Annotated in this window: 14 protein-coding genes; all 14 read right to left on the bottom strand. The window is 62.6% G+C overall.

Going from position 1 to position 17,365, the window contains the following annotated elements; all coding sequences use genetic code 11:
- Positions 1-79: 79 nt before the first annotated feature.
- Positions 80-592: a GNAT family N-acetyltransferase gene (locus C8C98_RS17720; RefSeq protein ID WP_121455355.1), complete on the bottom strand. Its 513-nt coding sequence runs from the start codon at positions 590-592 to the stop codon at positions 80-82.
- Positions 592-1,608 (bottom strand): NADP-dependent oxidoreductase, encoded by a 1,017-nt coding sequence (locus C8C98_RS17715; RefSeq protein WP_121455354.1) that lies wholly within the window; start codon positions 1,606-1,608, stop codon positions 592-594. Before C8C98_RS17715 ends, C8C98_RS17720 begins: the two co-directional genes overlap by 1 nt.
- Before the next feature lie 82 nt (positions 1,609-1,690).
- A complete protein-coding gene (locus tag C8C98_RS17710; protein WP_121455353.1) occupies positions 1,691-2,122 on the bottom strand; it encodes a PaaI family thioesterase in 432 nt (143 codons plus the stop codon).
- 170 nt (positions 2,123-2,292) lie between these two features.
- Positions 2,293-3,087: an SDR family oxidoreductase gene (locus tag C8C98_RS17705; RefSeq protein WP_121455352.1), complete on the bottom strand. Its 795-nt coding sequence runs from the start codon at positions 3,085-3,087 to the stop codon at positions 2,293-2,295.
- 226 nt (positions 3,088-3,313) lie between these two features.
- Complete coding sequence (locus C8C98_RS17700; protein ID WP_121455351.1) at positions 3,314-5,167, bottom strand: acyl-CoA dehydrogenase; 1,854 nt, start codon at positions 5,165-5,167, stop codon at positions 3,314-3,316.
- Between the two features lie 170 nt (positions 5,168-5,337).
- Positions 5,338-6,483, bottom strand: a complete 1,146-nt coding sequence (locus C8C98_RS17695) for an alpha/beta fold hydrolase (RefSeq protein ID WP_121455350.1) — start codon at positions 6,481-6,483, stop codon at positions 5,338-5,340.
- A gap of 282 nt (positions 6,484-6,765) precedes the next feature.
- Positions 6,766-7,941 carry an acetyl-CoA C-acyltransferase gene (locus C8C98_RS17690; protein WP_121455349.1) on the bottom strand — a complete coding sequence of 392 codons (1,176 nt, stop codon included), beginning with the start codon at positions 7,939-7,941 and terminating at the stop codon, positions 6,766-6,768.
- A 39-nt stretch (positions 7,942-7,980) separates the two neighbouring features.
- The gene (locus C8C98_RS17685) at positions 7,981-10,080 is read right to left on the bottom strand and encodes a 3-hydroxyacyl-CoA dehydrogenase NAD-binding domain-containing protein (RefSeq protein ID WP_121455348.1); all 2,100 of its coding nucleotides are present in this window, start codon (positions 10,078-10,080) and stop codon (positions 7,981-7,983) included.
- A gap of 198 nt (positions 10,081-10,278) precedes the next feature.
- Positions 10,279-11,919 carry an oleate hydratase gene (locus C8C98_RS17680; RefSeq protein ID WP_121455347.1) on the bottom strand — a complete coding sequence of 547 codons (1,641 nt, stop codon included), beginning with the start codon at positions 11,917-11,919 and terminating at the stop codon, positions 10,279-10,281.
- A gap of 305 nt (positions 11,920-12,224) precedes the next feature.
- On the bottom strand, positions 12,225-12,920 hold the full coding sequence (locus tag C8C98_RS17675) for an ABC transporter ATP-binding protein (protein WP_099655262.1): 696 nt from the start codon (positions 12,918-12,920) through the stop codon (positions 12,225-12,227).
- A gap of 3 nt (positions 12,921-12,923) precedes the next feature.
- A complete protein-coding gene (locus tag C8C98_RS17670) occupies positions 12,924-13,709 on the bottom strand; it encodes an ABC transporter ATP-binding protein (RefSeq protein WP_099655261.1) in 786 nt (261 codons plus the stop codon).
- A gap of 2 nt (positions 13,710-13,711) precedes the next feature.
- Positions 13,712-15,040, bottom strand: a complete 1,329-nt coding sequence (locus C8C98_RS17665; protein ID WP_121455346.1) for a branched-chain amino acid ABC transporter permease — start codon at positions 15,038-15,040, stop codon at positions 13,712-13,714.
- Between the two features lie 4 nt (positions 15,041-15,044).
- On the bottom strand, positions 15,045-15,998 hold the full coding sequence (locus C8C98_RS17660; protein WP_099655259.1) for a branched-chain amino acid ABC transporter permease: 954 nt from the start codon (positions 15,996-15,998) through the stop codon (positions 15,045-15,047).
- Positions 15,999-16,066: 68 nt separating this feature from the next.
- Positions 16,067-17,299 carry a branched-chain amino acid ABC transporter substrate-binding protein gene (locus C8C98_RS17655; protein WP_121455345.1) on the bottom strand — a complete coding sequence of 411 codons (1,233 nt, stop codon included), beginning with the start codon at positions 17,297-17,299 and terminating at the stop codon, positions 16,067-16,069.
- Between the last annotated feature and the right edge of the window lie 66 nt (positions 17,300-17,365).

Here is a 17,365-nt window from a genome sequence, read left to right as displayed (position 1 = left end):
TGTACAGCAAACTCAAGCAAGCACATGGGTGGACGCAGCACCGGCCCTGCGCGCAGGGCCAGTGCCCGCCCCTTGCAACTCATGGAGCCCCAGGCGGGCTCCACAGCATCTCGACGTGGGGAATGTCATCTTCCAGGTATTCGCCAGACACGGTAACAAAGCCCAGGCTGCCGTAAAAGCGCTGCAGGTGCGCCTGTGCGCTGATGCGCACCGCCCTGCCCGGCCACACCTGCTGGCAGCGGGCCAGGCCCTCGGCCACCAGCGCACGGCCCGTGCCATTGCCACGGGCTTCCTTGGCGGTCACGACGCGGCCAATCGATGGCTCGGGGTAGTTCACACCCGGGTCTGCCAAGCGCAGGCAAGCCTGCAGCGCGCCAGCGGCGTCGTAGCCCAACAGGTGCCACGACTGCTTGTCGGCCCCATCGGGGTCTTGGTAGGGGCCTTGCTCCAGGATGAACACCTTGCAGCGCAGGGCCAGCGCGTCATGTAGCGCATGCACGCCCATGTCGTCAAAGCGGGCCCAGTGCCAACGCAGACCAGGCGTGCTGGGCGTACCGGCCGCACGGGGTGGCGATGTCTCTGCAGCAGCCATCAGATCAGCTTGACCAGTTGCTTGCCAAAGTTCTTGCCCTTGAGCAGGCCCAGGAAAGCCTCGGGCGCGGCGGCAATGCCTTGGGCAATGGTTTCGCGTGGGCGCAGCTTGCCGGTGGCCACCAACGTGCCCAGTTCCTTCAGTGCCTCGGGCCAGACTTCCATGTGCTCGCTGACGATGAAGCCTTCGACCTTCATGCGGTTAATCAGCATGAGCGCGGGGTTGGCCATGGGCAGGGGTGCGCCGTCGTAGCCAGCGATCATCCCGCACAGGGCGATGCGGCTGAAGGCATTCATGCGCAGCATCACGGCGTCCATGATCCAGCCACCCACGTTTTCAAAGTAGCCGTCGATGCCGTTGGGGCAAGCTTCCTTGAGCGCCTTGGACAGGGCGCGCACGTCGCCATGCACCTTGTAATCAATGCAGGCGTCAAAGCCCAACTCGCTCACCGCGTACTGGCATTTGTCCACGCCCCCGGCAATGCCCACCACGCGGCAGCCACGGGCCTTGGCCAGGGCGGCAAAGGCGCTGCCCACGGCGCCCGTGGCGGCGCTTACCACCACGGTGTCGCCCTCTTTGGGGGCAATGATCTTGACCAGGCCGTACCAGGCCGTCACGCCGGGCATGCCCACAGCGCCCAGGTAGTGCGACAGCGGCACATGGGTCGTGTCCACCTTGCGCAGCGCGCCAGGCTGCTCGGCATTGACCACGCTGTACTCTTGCCAGCCGCCCATGCCCACCACCTTGTCGCCCACGGCGTATTTGGGGTTCTGGCTCTCCACCACCTCACCCACCGTGCCGCCGATCATCACTTCGCCCAGCGCCTGCGATGCAGCGTAGCTCTTGCTCTCGTTCATGCGCCCGCGCATGTAGGGGTCCAGGCTCAGGTAGTGGTGGCGCACCAGCACATGGCCGGGCTGCAGCGCCGGGGTGTCGGTGGCGACAAGCTTGAAGTTGCTGGCAACGGCCTCGCCCTGGGGGCGGTTGTCCAAAACGATCTGCTGGTTGCGTGACATGAAAACACTCCTCAAACACTATTAAAAAGATAGCTGCCAGCGCTTATATTGATTGCACTAGAAGCCTATTTGACTCAAAACGTCAATCCGTGGAGATGACCTTGAGGCCGTTGACGCTGCGCCCGTCCACCGGCAGGCGCTTGACGTACTTGAAAGTACCCGTGGCATGGCTGCACACCCGGCCTTGCGCGTCGTACACGGTGCCTTCCGTGAAGGCCATGGTGGCGGTGCGGTGGATCAACCGCCCCTTGGCCACCAGCGGGCCCACTGCGGGCTGCATGAAGCTGGTCTTCATCTCGATGGTGACCACGCCCATGTCGGGCGTTTCGCTGCGGGCCGCTGTGGCCATGGTCACGTCCAGCAGCGTCATCGACGCACCGCCATGGGTCACGGCAAACGAGTTCAGGTGCTCGGGCTTGGCCTCGTAATGCAACTCTGACTCACCACCTTCCATGCGGTGCAACGTAAAGCCGAGGTGGCTGACAAAGGGGATCTCAACGCCAAAACTGATCAAGGTTCATTCCTTTGGAAACTGTGGGTGGCAACTGGCAGGGCCGAAGGCGAGGGCAGCCTAGCAAGGGCCTAGGCCGGCCGCACCGCCCCGCAGCGAGGGCTGCGTCCCCCTTCCCGGCGCAGCCGAGAGAAGGGGGAAGGCGCGCAGCGCATCAGGGGGTTGTACTCTACCTATCCGCCAGTCACCACGCTCACACCCCCATCCACCGCCAGCCACTGGCCGGTGATGTGCTTGCCCGCATCCGACGCATACAGCGCGCACAGGCCCTTGAGGTCTTCGTCATCGCCCAGGCGGCCCAGGGGGGCGCCTGCCTTCAGGGCCTCTTCGCCCAGCGCCTTGAGCGTGCCCACGGTCATTTTGCTGGGGAAGAAACCGGGGCAGATGGCGTTGACGCGGATGTTGTACTTGCCCCATTCGGCGGCCAGTGCGCGGGTGAAGTTGATGACCGCGCCCTTGGAGGTGTTGTAGGCAATGGTGTTCATGCCGCTGGGGTTGCCGCCCAAACCCGCGATGGACGCCACGTTGATGATGCTGCCCTGCTTGCGCTCGATCATGCTGTGCTTGGCGATGTGCTGGCTCAGGATGAAATAGCCGCGCACGTTCAGGTTCATCACCTTGTCCCAGGCTTCGACGGGGTGGTCTTCAGCGGGTGCGCCCCAGGCAGCGCCAGCGTTGTTCACCAGAATGTCCACATGCCCCAGGCGCTGCAGAGTTTCGTCGGCCAGGCGGCGCGTGTCGGCCTCGTTGGCGCAGTCGGCGGCAATCCATTGCGCATCAATGCCAGCGGCCTTGAGCTCGGCGGCGGCCTCTTCCAGGTCGGACGCCTTGCGCGAACTCAGCAGCACCTTGGCACCGGCTTCGCCCAGCGCGTGGGCCAATTGAAGGCCCAGGCCGCGCGAGCCGCCGGTGACCAGGGCGGTCTTGCCCTTGAGGTCGAAGAGTTGCTGGATGGTGCGAGGGGTCATGTGGTGTCTCCTTGAATGTGCAAACGGATAAGTCAAACAGGTAGGGCAAACAGCGAATGGGCGCCGCAGGTGGTGTCAACATTTTTGGCGGTTGCCGCACATTGTGGTGACGCAGGCTGCGCAGCCGTGTCGCCTGCGCGATCCGGTGGCGTGCGGGACAGCCCCACATCGCCGTGAGCGCTTCAGAACGCGGTCACAACGCGGTCACAACGCGGTCAGAAGGCGGTCAAAAGGCGTCTTCCGGCATCTGCGCGCAGGTGGTATCGCGCGCGCTCACCACCTGCAGCCAGGCCCCGATCTTGGGCAGCTCGTAACGGAAGAAGAACTGCATGGCGCCCATGCGGCCCACGCTGGCGGGCTGCGCCAGGGCGGCGTCATGCGCCAGTGTGGCCAGGGCCAGGTCCAGCCACACCCAGGCCAGCACGGTGTGCCCAAAGGCCTGCATGTAGGGCACGGCGTTGGCAAGCGCATCGCCAGGCTCGCCCATGGCCCAGGCCGCCTTGGTGGCGGCGCCCACCTGGGCCAGCGCGGCACCCAGGGCATTGGCATGCACTGCCAGTGCAGGCACCTGGATGGAGCGCTCGATGGTGGCATTGATGCGGCCTGCCACCAGCTGCAGGCCGCGCCCGCCCTCCATCAGCACCTTGCGGCCCAGTAAGTCCATGGCCTGGATGCCGTGCGTGCCCTCGTGGATCATGTTCAGGCGGTTGTCGCGCCAGTACTGCTCCACCGGGAAATCGCGCGTGTAGCCGTAGCCCCCGTGGATCTGGATGGCCAGGCTGTTGGCCTCCAGGCACCACTCGCTGGGCCAGCTCTTGGCGATGGGGGTGAGCACCTCCAGCAGCAGGCGGGCTTCATCGGCCGCCTCGGGGGTGCCCGTGTGCTGCTCGTCCACCAGCAGTGCGCAGTAGAGGTTCAGCGCCAGCGCGCCTTCGCCGTAGGCCTTTTGCGCCAGCAGCATGCGCTTGATGTCTGCGTGCTCGATCAGGCGCACCTGGGGTGCGCCTGCGTCCTTGCCACCCTTTCCCACAGGGCGGCCTTGGGGCCGGTTCTTGGCATAGTCCAGGCTGGCGTAGTAGCCCGCCAGGCCCAGCATGGACGCCGCCATGCCAATGCCGATGCGTGCCTCGTTCATCATGTGGAACATGCATTTGAGGCCATCGCCCGGCTGACCCACCAGGTAGCCCACTGCACCGGCTTCACCGCGCACGGGGTACTTGCCTTCGCCAAAATTCAGCAGCGTGTTGGTGGTGCCGCGCCAACCCAGCTTGTGGTTCAAGCCCGCCAGCGCCACGTCGTTGCGCTCTCCAGTGAGCTTGCCCTCGTTGTCCACCAGCTTCTTGGGCACGATGAACAGCGAGATGCCCTTGACGCCCGGCACCAGTTTGCCGTCCGGCCCCGGAATCTTGGCCAGCACCAAGTGCACGATGTTTTCCGTCAGCTCATGGTCGCCCGAGCTGATCCACATTTTGTTGCCCTTAAGGCGGTAGCGTGGGCCTAGCGGATCGCTTTCAAAGCCTTCACCGTCCGGCACGGCGCGCGTAGCCACATCCGACAGGGACGAGCCCGCCTGCGGCTCCGACAGGCACATGGTGCCCGACCAACGGCCATTGAATTCATTGAGCGCAAACACCTGCTTTTGCAGGTCGGTTCCATGCACCATGAGCAGGTTGGCGTTGCCCGAGGTGAGCAGATTGGAGCCAATGCTGATGGACGCTGCCGCGAAGAAGCTATTGGCCGCCGCCTCCACGGTGTACGGCAGTTGCATGCCGCCAATGTCATAGTCTTGCGCCGCGCTCAGCAGGCCCGATTCGGCATAGGCGCGGCGCGCTTCGTAGGTGGCCTGGGGCAGCACCACGCGCAGCGTGCCATCGGGCTCGGTTTCGGTGCGCGGCTCTTCCAGATCGACCAGCCGATTGAACGGCGCGTACTTCTCGCGGGCAATGCGCTCAGACGTATCCAGCACGGCATCGAAAGTTTCACGCGCATGGTCAGCAAAGCGCTCTCGCTGCGTTAGCGATTCGGATTGCAGCCAGGTGTAGAGCAGGAAATCGAGGGTGGAGCGCAGGGAGGTGGTCATGCAGCAAATTATGGTGGCTCATCTGCACACACCATGTCCGCTGCGTGACGCGCCGAGGGGGCTCAGACCCTGACCCGCCACCCGAGGATGGGTACCCCGGCTCGCTAGTCACGACGGGGGGACTTGGGCCGACATTGCAGCCAACCCCAAGCGAGCGGCCCTTGCGCTACTCAGGTCCGCAAAAACGCCAGCAGCGCATCATTGAACGCCTGCGCATGGGACAGGTTGAATCCATGCGGTGCATCGCCCACGGTCACCAGTTGGCTGTGGGGCACGGCACGGTGGGTTCGCATGCCCGATCCCTCGATGGGCACAATACCGTCTGCAGTGCCGTGGATCACCAACGTGGGTACGGTCACTTTCTTCAGGTCGGCCCGAAAGTCGGTGCTGGCAAAGGCGTCCATGCAGGCCAAAGCGGCATGCTGTGCCGACTGGTGGCACAGGGCAACCGCATCGGCCCGCTGTGCCAGCGTGACCTGCAGCACCTCGTTGGCAGAGAAAAAGTCCGTCACAAACTGCTCGAAGTAGCCATCGCGGTCTTGCTCCAGAGCACTCTTCTTTTGCAACGCCCGCTCCTGCGTCAACGGCCCATCGGGGTTGTCGGCGGAACGCATCAGGCAAGGCGTCACGGCCGCTGCAAACACTGCGCTGTGCACGCGCGACTGCCCCCACCGGCCCATGTAGCGCGCCACCTCGCCCCCGCCCATGGAGAAGCCCACCAGCGTCACATCCTCAAGCGTGCATTGGTCCATCACTTGCTGCAGGTCGTCCGCCAACTCGTCGTAGCTGTAAGCCGAGTGCGGCTTCTCAGACCGGCCAAAGCCCCTTCGGTCGTAAGCCACCACGCGAAAGCCCGCCGCTTGCAGCGCAGGCACCTGCGGGGCCCAGGCCTGGGCCGATAGGGGCCAGCCGTGGATAAGCACCAGCGGGCGGCCGCTGCCGCCGGTGTCTTCGATGTACAGGTTGACGCGCCCCCTGCTTTTGGCATCCAGGCGCTCAGGATCGGCAAGCCCATCGGTGGCGCCCGCCATGGCGCCGCCCACAGCACCGGCCACGGCGCCCAGTGCAGACCCCACCGCCACCCCAACCGGTCCAGCCACCATCACCCCCACCGCCGCACCTGTGGCGGCGCCAGCCACCACGCCTCCCCCCACCCATACCGACTGGGCTTCGCGCGCAGCGTCTTCAGGCTCCAGCACACGCTGCGCCGCAGGATCCGGGTCTTGCGACGGAATTCCGTGACCGGGGCGGGCTTGATCCACCAGGTCTTCGTCCGGCGGCGTCGGGCCATTGAGCAAAGCGGCCAATGAGGTCATAAGAATCTCCTGATCAGGTTGGCAGCGCTGCGGGCGCGGAACTCGCACCCCTGCCTGCACCAAGACCTTACGCCCCAACATCTGCTTGCGTCCGTGCGGTAGCAGACATTCACAGCCGGGCCCAATCCGCAACGCAACCGGGCCAACCTATTCATTTAAATGCTGCCTAGCGCTCGTAAAAATTGCGCAAACAGCTATCAAATCAATAGCAAAAAGCACAAACGCCCCGCGCCAGCCTTTGTGCTGACGCGGGGCGCGTTCAAAGCCTAGCGGGCTGGGGGCTTACAGCACCTCAAAAACCCCTGCGGCGCCCATACCGCCGCCAATGCACATGGTCACGCACACGCGCTTGACGCCACGGCGCTTGCCCTCGATGAGCGCATGGCCGGTGAGGCGCTGGCCCGACACACCGTAGGGGTGGCCCACGGCGATGGCGCCGCCGTTCACGTTCAGGCGGTCGGCCGGGATGCCCAGTTTGTCGCGGCAATACAGCACCTGTACGGCAAAGGCTTCGTTCAGCTCCCACAGGTCGATGTCCTGCACCGTCAGGCCCACCTTCTTTAGCACCTTGGGCACCGCGAACACGGGGCCAATACCCATTTCATCAGGCTCACAACCCGCCACGGCAAAGCCCAGGAAGCGGCCCAGGGGTTTGAGGCCCTTCTTGCTGGCGTACTCTTCGCTGGTGACCACGCAGGCACCCGCGCCGTCAGAGAACTGGCTGGCGTTGCCGGCCGAGATCAGGCCGCCTGGCAATGCCGAACGCAGGCCGCTAATGGCTTCCACCGTAGTGCCTTCGCGGGTGCCTTCGTCCTTGCTGACGGTGACCTGCTTGGTGATCAGACCCAGCGTCTTGTCGGCAATACCGGCCGTGACGGTGATGGGGGCAATTTCGGCATCGAACAGGCCAGCCGCTTGCGCTGCGCAGGCCTTTTGCTGGCTGGCGGCGCCGTATTCGTCCATGGCTTCGCGGCCGATGTGGTAGCGCTTGGCCACTTGCTCGGCCGTCTGCAGCATGCTCCAGTAGATCTCGGGCTTTTGTTTGGCAAGGGCCAGGTCCTGGATCATGTGCAGGTTCATCTCTTGCTGCACGCAAGAGATACTTTCCACACCACCGGCCACATACACATCGGCCTCGCCCGCGATGATGCGCTGGGCGGCCATGGCAATGGTCTGCAGACCCGACGAGCAAAAGCGGTTGACGGTGACGCCCGAGGCCGTGATGGGCAAGCCAGCCTTGAGCGCAATCTGGCGCGCGATGTTGCTGCCCGTGGCGCCTTCGGGTGTGGCGCAGCCCATGATGACGTCGTCCACGTCGGCGCCGTCAATACCAGCGCGCTGCACGGCGTGCTGCACGGCATGGCCGCCCAAGGTGGCGCCGTGCGTCATGTTGAAGGAACCCTTCCAGCTTTTGGCAAGCGGGGTACGGGCGGTGGAAACAATCACTGCGGATGTCATGTGAATTCCTTTGATTCTTTTGAAAAGGGCGCGTGCGGCTTACTGGAAGGCCTTGCCTTCGGCGGCCAGCTTGGCCAGCAGCGGAGCAGGCGTCCAGAACGCGGCGTCGTCCAGCGGGTTCTTGGCAAAGCGGTTCATGGCTTGCACCACGTTGAACAGGCCCACCTCACTGGCGTAGTGCATAGGGCCGCCACGGTAGATGGGGAAGCCGTAGCCGGTGAGGTACACCATGTCGATGTCGCCCGACTTGCTGGCAATGCCGTCTTCCAGGATGTGCGCACCTTCGTTGACCAGGGCGAACACCAGGCGCTGCACGATTTCTTCGTCCGAAATCTTGCGCGGCGTGATGCCTTGCGCCTTGCGGTGGTCTTCAATCATCTGCACCACCTCGGCGTTGGGGATGGCGTCGCGCTTGCCGGGCACATAGTCGTACCAGCCCGCACCCGTCTTTTGGCCAAAGCGGCCTTTTTCGCACAGCAGGTCAGCGGTCTTGCTGTACTTCATGTCGGGCTTTTCGGTGTAGCGGCGCTTGCGAATGGCCCAGCCAATGTCGTTGCCCGCCAGGTCGCCCATGCGGAAGGGGCCCATGGCAAAGCCAAACTTTTCGACGGCCTTGTCCACCTGCTGGGGCGTGCAGCCTTCGTCCAGCAAAAAGCCGGCTTGCTGGCTGTAGCGCTCAATCATGCGGTTGCCAATGAAGCCGTCGCACACGCCCGAGACCACGGCGGTCTTCTTGATCTTCTTGGCGATTGCCATCACCGTGGCCAGCACGTCCTTGGCCGTGGCCTTGCCGCGCACCACTTCCAGCAGCTTCATCACGTTGGCAGGGCTGAAAAAGTGCATGCCCACCACGTCCTGGGGACGCTGAGTGAACGATGCGATTTTGTCCACGTCCAGCGTGGAGGTGTTGGAGGCCAGGATGGCGCCGGGCTTCATGACAGCGTCCAGTTGCTTGAAGACGGCCTCCTTCACACCGATTTCTTCAAACACCGCTTCGATGACGAGGTCTGCGTCCTTGAGGTCGTCGTAGCTCAGCGTGGTGCTGAGCAGCGCCATCCGTTGCTCGTACTTGTCTTGCTTGAGCTTGCCCTTCTTGACCTGGGCTTCGTAGTTCTTTTGGATCGTGGCGATGCCACGGTCCAGGGCTTCCTGCTTGGTCTCCAGAATCTTGACGGGCAGGCCCGCGTTCAGGAAGTTCATGGCGATGCCGCCGCCCATGGTGCCCGCACCAATCACGGCCACGGCGGAGATTGCGCGCTTGGGGGTGTCCGATGGCACATCCGGAATCTTGGAGGCAGCGCGCTCGGCCACGAAGAGGTGGCGCAGTGCGCGGCACTCGGGGGTCCACATCAGGTTGATGAAGATCTCGCGCTCGACCAGCATGCCTTCGGCAAACTTCTTCTTGGTGGCGGCTTCCACAGCGTCCACGCACTTGGCGGGCGCGGGGTAGTTCTTGGCCATGCCTTTGACCATGTTGCGTGCAAACTGGAAGTACGCATCGCCTTCGGGGTGCTTGCAGGGGAAGTTGCGCACCAGCGGCAGAGGGCGGGCGTCTTGCACGCTTTGGGCAAATGCCAGGGCCTCTTCGGCCAGGGATTCTTGCGAAGCTGCCAGTTTGTCGAACAGCTTCTGGCCGGGCACACCGGCGATCATTTCGCTCTTGACGGGCTCGCCACTCACGATCAGGTTGAGCGCAGCTTCCACACCAATCACGCGGGGCAAGCGCTGTGTGCCGCCCGCACCAGGGATCAGGCCCAGCTTCACTTCAGGCAGCGCAATGGAGCAGCCAGGCGCCGCAATGCGGTAGTGGCAGCCCAGCGCCAGTTCCAAGCCGCCGCCCATGGCCACGGTGTGCATGGCCGCCACGACGGGCTTGTCCGAGTTTTCAACCGCCAGAATGACCGACAGCAGATTGGGTTCTTGCAGCGATTTGTCGGTGCCAAACTCCTTGATGTCCGCACCGCCTGAGAAGGCGCCGCCAGCACCGGTGATGACGATGGACTTCACGGCCGCATCGGCATTGGCGCGCGCAAGCCCGTCCACAATGCCTTGGCGGGTGGCCAGACCGAGCCCGTTGACGGGGGGGTTTGACAGGGTGATCACGGCAACGGAGCCGTGGACTTTGTATTCAGCGGTCATGCTGTTGTCCCTTGGAAGAATGAAAAAGAACGGTCGTGCGATTTTATTGTAGAGGCTCTCTGTGACTTTGCCAGTGACAGGGCGACTCTGTTTGTCCCGCCCGGGACAAGATCGGCAGTGAACGCTGGACTGGAACCCGCGTCCCCATGCAAAAAGCCCCTCGCAAGGGGCTTGGTCAGTGGGTTCGGGGGCGTCGCGTCAGCGGAAGGCAGCCTCCAGCGCATGCAGCCCCACCTTGGGGTCCAGCATGCCGTTGTAGATGGCGGGGATCTCCCGCTCAATGCCCAGCAGGTGGTAGGTGGCCACCATCGCGCAGCGCACCGAATACTCCACCGTGAACACCACATCGTCTTCCATCTCGACAAACTGGCCGAGGAAGGCGAAGTTCTGCGAGCCCTCGGGCAACACCAGGGGCCGGTCACCCGGCGCGCGGCAGGCAAACAGGGCCGAGGCATAGGGCATCATCACCGTGGTCATATCGGTGGTGGCCAGCACATGGTCCAGCAGGTCGCCAAAACCCATCTGGTGGATGAGTTCGGTGAGAATTTCACGGCCCGTGGCCTGCGACATGGGCTTGCGCACGTAGTCACCCTCGTTGTCCACTTGAAAGCCATAGCCCCACAGGGTGTAAGTGCCCTCTGCCTGCCCATCAAAATGCGGCTGGTGCGGCACCACCACCGACAGGTGCCAGCCCGATTCGTACCAGGTCATCAGGGCGCCCGTGCCGGGCTTGTTGCCCGAGTATTCGGTGATGCGCTGCAGCAGCCGGTCGTCGCGCATGGTGAGGGTGAACGACTCCCACTTGTGCTCGTCCACATTGCCGCAAAACGCCGTTGGGCGACCAAAGTCGGGGGCCTTCTGCGCGATCTTCTCCCACAGCGCCCAGCCATGGTCCTCGCGGCCACGCACCAGTGCCGGCACGTCGTCGTTGCCGCCGTAGCGTGCGTCCGAGGTAATAGAGCCCAGGGTAAAGAAAGCCAGGTCGTCGGCGCCCAGGTCCAGCGTGGTGTCCATGGCGATACCGCCCTGCACCGTGTGCACCTGCAGCGCCGTGGCGCGGCGTGTGCCGTCGCTCTGGGTGGCAAAAGTAGCGTCGGTCACCCGGTGGCCAAAGCGCACGTCCACGCCCTGCTCCATCAACCAGCGCTGCAGGGGCACCACCATCGAGTCGTACTGGTTGTACTTGGTGCGCTTGACGCCCGCCAGGGTGTGGATGCGCGAGAACTCTTGCACAAATCGCAGGAAGTAGCGGCGCAACTCAATGGCGCTGTGCCACTTCTGGAAGGCAAAGGTGGTGCGCCACATGCGCCAAAAATGGGTTTCAAAAAACGCTTCGTCAAAGAACTCGTCGATACGGCGGCTGCCGATGTGGGCCTCGGTCAGGGCCAGCAGGCGCAGCATCTGCACGCGGTGCCCCATCGACAGGCCCAGCTTCTCGGCATCGGCAATCACGTGCTGCGCATCGATCAGGCGGGCCTGGGCATGGGTCTGCACGCGGGCATTGAACTGGCGGCATTCTTCGCGCACCGACACAGTGGGATCTTCGAGCGAGGGAATGCCCTCAAACAAGTCCCACAGGCACAGGTAGGTTTCGTCGGTCAGCATGCGGCCACCGCGCGTCACCCAGGTCTGGGGCGCTGGCGCATTGGGCGCAGCGCCGCCATCGAGCGAGCCACCGGGCATGCCCGTTTCTTCCAGAATGTGGATATGGCTGGCGGGCACCTTGCCATCGCGAATGGCAAAGGCGGCCACAGACATGCCTGCGATGCCGCCCCCCACGATCCACAGCTGGGCGGTTTGGGGGTTGGCGGGAGATGGGTTTTTGGTGTGCTTTTTCATGTGCTTCTGACGTCCCTTGGGTAAGTTGGACATCCGCGAAGCGCCGGAGGCTGCAGGGCGAGAAGGCGGGTAGCCCTGCCCTGTGGCTGTGCGGCCTGCGGGTGACCAGGTCGCCCGTTTGCAAAATGGCCAAAACGCAGGCGACAGAAGACTTATACGCCAGCGCGCGGTCATTGCCATGACTTCACAGCGCCCAAAAAGCGAGTTCCCGACACAGATCAAGACAAAGCCACGCAGGGCAAAAAAAAGCCCCAGCAGCGATGCCGAGGCTTGAAGTCACTCGCACTGACAAACCTATGGGGTACTTAAACCTCCAGCCACTCCTTGCGGATGTAGTTGTCTGCTCGCAAGCTGTCGGGCGTGCCCTGGAACACGATGGAGCCGTGGCCCATGACCAGGGCGCGGTCAGAGATGGTCATGGCGATGGTGAGCTTTTGCTCAATCAAAAGCACCGAGATGCCCCGGGCCTTCAGCGTCTGCAGGTACTGTCCCACCAGCTCCACGATCTTGGGCGCCAGGCCTTCGGTGGGCTCGTCGATGATGATGAGGTCGGGGTCGCCCATGAGGGTGCGGCACAGCGTCAGCATCTGCTGCTCGCCGCCTGACATCACGCCCGCCTCGGTGTGCTGGCGTTCTTTGAGGCGGGGGAACATTTCGTACATGTCGTCAAACGACCAGCGGCTGCCTTTGCCACTGCCCTTTTGCCCCAGCAGCAGGTTCTGGTGCACCGTCAGGTTGGGGAACACATCGCGGCTCTCGGGCACATAGCCCAGACCCAGGTGTGCAATCTCGTAGGCCTTTTTGCCGTTGAGGTTCTGCCCCTTCCATTGCAGCGTGCCCTCCCAGTCCACCAGGCCCATGATGGCCTTGGCAGTGGTGGAGCGCCCCGAGCCGTTGCGCCCGAGCAGCGCCACGATCTCGCCGGGTTGCACTTCAAAGCTGACGCCATGCAGCACATGGCTTTTGCCGTAGTAGGCGTGTAGGTTGTCGATTTTCAGCATAAGTCAGTGTCCCGCTCCCTGTGCGTCTGCCACGGCCGATCCAAGGTAGGCCTCTTGCACGCGCTGATTGGCCCGCACCTTCTCGGGGGTATCAAACGCAATCACCTCGCCATAGACAACCACAGCGATCTTGTCGGCCAGGCCAAACACCACGCCCATATCGTGCTCCACGGTCAGCAGCGTGCGACCCACGGTCACTTCCTTGATGAGGCGAATGAAGCGCGTGGTTTCGCTCTTGCTCATGCCTGCGGTAGGCTCGTCCAGCAAGATGACGTTGGCACCGCCTGCAATGGTGATGCCGATCTCCAGCGCACGCTGCTCGGCGTAGGTCAGGTTCATCGCCAGGGTGTCGCGCTTCTTGTCGAGCTTGATCATCTCCATCAGCTCTTTGGCACGCTCATTGGCGTCGTCAAGATTGGAGAGAAAGCGCAAGAAGGTGTACTTGTAGCCCATGCTCCACAGCACACCGCAGCGCAGGTTCTCAAACACCGAAAGCTTGGGGAAGATGTTGGTGATCTGGAAACTGCGCGACAGGCCCTTACGGTTGATCTCGTAGGGGGCCAGGCCGTTGATGCGCTGGCCGTTCAAGATCACGTCGCCACTGGTGGGCGCAAAGCGCCCGCTGATGAGGTTGAACAGCGTGGACTTGCCTGCGCCGTTGGGGCCAATGATGGCCACCCGCTCGCCCGGTGCCACCGCCAAGTTAGCGCCCCGGATGATTTCGGTCTTGCCAAAACTCTTGCGCAGATCGCGCAGTTCCAGCGCGTAGGTTGCGTTGTCAGCCGCCATGGTCACAAAGCCTCCCCGCGCTTGATTTCATGTTCAATCTCTTCCTGAATGGAACTCCACTGCTTGGCAAACTGCCGACGGCACAACTCAAACAGCCCGCCGCCAGTAAGCATCACAAAGCCCGCACCAAACCAGCTGGTCAGGCCCTTGGCATTGATGGTGGCGCCCAGGAAGTTCATCTCTGGCCCCAAGGCCGCATTGAGCTGCAGGTGGTAGGTCATCTCCACCATGCAGGCCGCGCCCATCACCGCCACCAGGCCTGTGCCTGCCAGCCCCAGGTAAGACGACCACAGCGGGCGCAGCTTGCCGTACTTGGCCAGGCGCAGGTTCATCATGATCAGGCTGGCAATGCCGCCGGGGGCGTACATCACCATGAACAGGAACACCAATCCGAGGTACAGCAGCCAGGCTTTGGAGAGCTCGGACAACAACACCGAGGCCAGCACCAGCAGCACCGCACCGATGATGGGGCCGAAGAAGAACGTGGCCCCGCCCAGGAAGGTGAACAGCAGGTAGCCGCCCGAGCGGATCACGCTCAGGCTGTCGGCGCCGGTGATGATTTCAAAGTTGATGGTGGCCAGACCACCGCCGATGCCCGCAAAGAAGCCCGCGATGATGAAGGCGAAATAGCGCACGCGCTGGGTGTTGTAGCCGATGAATTCGACACGCTCTGGGTTGTCGCGCACCGCGTTCAAAATGCGCCCCAGCGGCGTGCCGGTGAAGGCAAACATGGCGGCTGTACACACAAAGCAGTAAGCCGCGATGAGGTAGTAGACCTGGATAGCCGGGCCGAAGGTGATGCCGAAGAACGACGTGCCGTACACCCGGTCAGTCGTGATGCCGCCCTCGCCCCCAAAGAACTCAGGAAACATCAGCGCCATAGACGCCACCAGCTCGCCCACCCCCAGCGTGATCATGGCAAACGTGGTGCCCGACTTTTTGGTCGTGACAAAGCCGAGCAAGATGGCAAAGAAAGCCCCTGCCAGCCCCCCCACCAAAGGAATCAACACCAGCGGAATGCCCGCTGAGCCTTTGGTCGCCATGTTCATGGCATGGATGGCGATGAACGAACCCAGGCCGGTGTACACCGCGTGGCCAAAGCTCAGCATGCCGCCCTGCCCCAGCAGCATGTTGTAGGACAGGCAGATGATGATGAGGTAGCCGATCTGCGAGAGCATGGTCAGCGCCAGGCTGCTGCGAAACAGCATGGGCGCAACGATGAGTGCCACGGCAAACAGGGCCCAGATCACGAAGCGCCCTACGTTCAAGGGCTTGAAGCGGTAGTAGGACACGGGGCCAGCTGCGGCCATTGTGGGTTTGGAGTTATTCATGGGGTCAGTCCTCACGGGTGCCCAACAGGCCCTTGGGACGGAAGATCAAAATCAGCACCAAGAACAGGTAAGGCAGGATGGGCGCCACCTGCGAAATAGTGAGCTTGAGCACCGGGTAGCCAAAAGTTTGCTCGGTCACCGCAACGCCCACCAGCTTGAAGGCGTGGATCAAGGAATAGTCGAGCGCCACAGCAAAGGTCTGCACCAGGCCAATGAGCAGCGACGCCAAAAACGCCCCGGCCAGCGAGCCCATGCCCCCCACCACCACCACCACAAAAATGATGGAGCCCACCGAAGCCGCCATGGCGGGCTCGGTCACGTAGGTGTTGCCACCAATCACGCCCGCCAGCCCTGCCAGCGCAGCACCACCGCCAAACACCAGCATGAACACGCGCGGCACGTTGTGGCCCAGCGCCTCGACCATTTCGGGGTACTTCAACGCCGCCTGAATCACCAGGCCAATGCGCGTGCGAGTGAGCAGTAGCCACACCGACACCAGCATCAGCAACGCCACCAGCATCACAAACGAGCGGGACTTGGGAAACTGCGTGCCATACAGCGTGAACAGCGGCCCTTGCAGTTGCTCTGGCAGGCCGTAGGGCACCGTAGAGCGCCCCCACACCAGCTGCACCAGCTCCAGAATCAGGTACGAAAGACCAAAGGTCACCAGCAACTCTGGCACATGACCGAACTTGTGCACCCGGCGCAGGCAGTAGCGCTCAAAGGCCGCGCCTAGCGCAAAAACCACCAGGGGAGCCAGCACCAATGCAGGCCAAAAACCCACCACGCTGGAAATGGTGAACGCGAAATAGGCCCCCAGCATGTAGAAGCTGGTGTGCGCAAAGTTGAGCACTCCCATCATGCTGAAGATCAGCGTGAGGCCTGAACTCAGCATGAACAGCAGCAGCCCGTAGCTGACGCCGTTGAGCAAAGAGATCACGAAAAACTCAAGATTCATGGGAATTTTTCATTGCTGGGTAAAAAAAAGGCCCGAGTATGTCGGGCCTCCGAGCGACGCTGGCGAGCTTACGGCCGCTTCATCTGGCAAGAAGTGGGCGTGCTGGCCACGTAGGGCTCGTAGTATTTAACCGGCACAAAGGTGTAGCCAGTGTTTTCTGAGTCAACGGGGAATTTGTCATTGGCCTTCTCCCACTTCGAGATGAACAGGCCTTGCTGCAACTGGTGGTCGGTCTTGCGCATCTCCACCTCACCGTTGAAGCTCTTGAACTTCATGCCCTCCATGGCGGCGGCCACCTTGACGGGGTCGGTCGATTTCGCTTTGACAAACGCTTCTGAGAGCATCGTGTAGGCGTGGTAGATCGAGCCGGTGTACATGTCGTCGTTGAACTTCTTCTTGTAGTCCACAACGATCTTGTTGAGTTCGCCCGGCAAATTCATGTGGGCATAGGCCACCATGTACACGCGGCCCGATGCAGCCGCGCCCATGGCTGTGGGGCTGCCGGTAACCGAGCCGTAGTAGGTATAGAAATTGACGTTGTTCAAGCCTGCATCGTTGGCGGCCTTGATGAGCAGCGCCAGGTCAGAGCCCCAATTGCCGGTGATGACGCTGTCGGCACCCGACTGCTTGATCTTGGCGATGTAGGGGGCAAAGTCACGCACCTGGGCCAGGGGGTGCAGGTCGTCCCCCACAAACTGCACATCGGACCGCTTGCGGGCCATCATTTCCTTGGCGAACTTCGACACCTGCTGGCCGTGCGAATAGTTCTGGTTGATCAGGTAGACCTTTTTGACCTCGGGCAGGTCTTTCATGTAGGTCGTGAGCGCTTCCATCTTCATGGAGGTGTCGGCATCCAGGCGGAAGTGCCAGTAGCTGCACTTGCTGTTGGTGAGGTCAGGGTCCACCGCCGCGTAGTTCAAGAACAGCACTTCCTTGCCGGGGTTGCGGGCGTTGTGCTTTTCCAGCGCATCCATGATGGCCAGGGCTGGGCCCGAGCCGTTGCCTTGCACGACATAGCGTGCGCCCTGGTCCATGGCCGAGCGCAGGGCGCTGGTGGTTTCCTGGGGGCTGAGTTTGTTGTCGATTCCAATGATTTCAAATTTGACGCCGGCAGGGTTCTTTTTGTTGAACTCTTCGGCCAGGAACTGGAAGCTCTTGAGCTGGTTGGTTCCCACCGCAGCCATCAAGCCCGAGAGGGGGTCGAGCCAAGCGATTTTGACGGTCTCACCCTTTTGGGCAAAAACCGCGCCAGCGCTCACCAGAAGGACGGAAGCCGCTACAGCCTTGATAGCAAATCTCATGGTCTTGTCTCCTTGTAAATCGACACGACGCAGAGTACCGCGTTGCAATCCCCGAACGCTCAGGGA

Source organism: Acidovorax sp. 106 (assembly GCF_003663825.1).
GTDB lineage: Bacteria > Pseudomonadota > Gammaproteobacteria > Burkholderiales > Burkholderiaceae_C > Acidovorax.
This window is presented reverse-complemented; position numbering and strand designations above follow the sequence as displayed.

Excerpts from the sequence above, each read along its gene's own strand:
- C8C98_RS17720 (WP_121455355.1), bottom strand. The coding sequence starts at position 592 with ATGGCTGCTGCAGAGACATCGCCACCCCGTGCGGCCGGTACGCCCAGC.
- C8C98_RS17715 (WP_121455354.1), bottom strand. The coding sequence starts at position 1,608 with ATGTCACGCAACCAGCAGATCGTTTTGGACAACCGCCCCCAGGGCGAG.
- C8C98_RS17705 (WP_121455352.1), bottom strand. The coding sequence starts at position 3,087 with ATGACCCCTCGCACCATCCAGCAACTCTTCGACCTCAAGGGCAAGACC.
- C8C98_RS17700 (WP_121455351.1), bottom strand. The coding sequence starts at position 5,167 with ATGACCACCTCCCTGCGCTCCACCCTCGATTTCCTGCTCTACACCTGG.
- C8C98_RS17695 (WP_121455350.1), bottom strand. The coding sequence starts at position 6,483 with ATGACCTCATTGGCCGCTTTGCTCAATGGCCCGACGCCGCCGGACGAA.
- C8C98_RS17690 (WP_121455349.1), bottom strand. The coding sequence starts at position 7,941 with ATGACATCCGCAGTGATTGTTTCCACCGCCCGTACCCCGCTTGCCAAA.
- C8C98_RS17685 (WP_121455348.1), bottom strand. The coding sequence starts at position 10,080 with ATGACCGCTGAATACAAAGTCCACGGCTCCGTTGCCGTGATCACCCTG.
- C8C98_RS17680 (WP_121455347.1), bottom strand. The coding sequence starts at position 11,919 with ATGAAAAAGCACACCAAAAACCCATCTCCCGCCAACCCCCAAACCGCC.
- C8C98_RS17675 (WP_099655262.1), bottom strand. The coding sequence starts at position 12,920 with ATGCTGAAAATCGACAACCTACACGCCTACTACGGCAAAAGCCATGTG.
- C8C98_RS17670 (WP_099655261.1), bottom strand. The coding sequence starts at position 13,709 with ATGGCGGCTGACAACGCAACCTACGCGCTGGAACTGCGCGATCTGCGC.
- C8C98_RS17665 (WP_121455346.1), bottom strand. The coding sequence starts at position 15,040 with ATGAATAACTCCAAACCCACAATGGCCGCAGCTGGCCCCGTGTCCTAC.
- C8C98_RS17660 (WP_099655259.1), bottom strand. The coding sequence starts at position 15,998 with ATGAATCTTGAGTTTTTCGTGATCTCTTTGCTCAACGGCGTCAGCTAC.
- C8C98_RS17655 (WP_121455345.1), bottom strand. The coding sequence starts at position 17,299 with ATGAGATTTGCTATCAAGGCTGTAGCGGCTTCCGTCCTTCTGGTGAGC.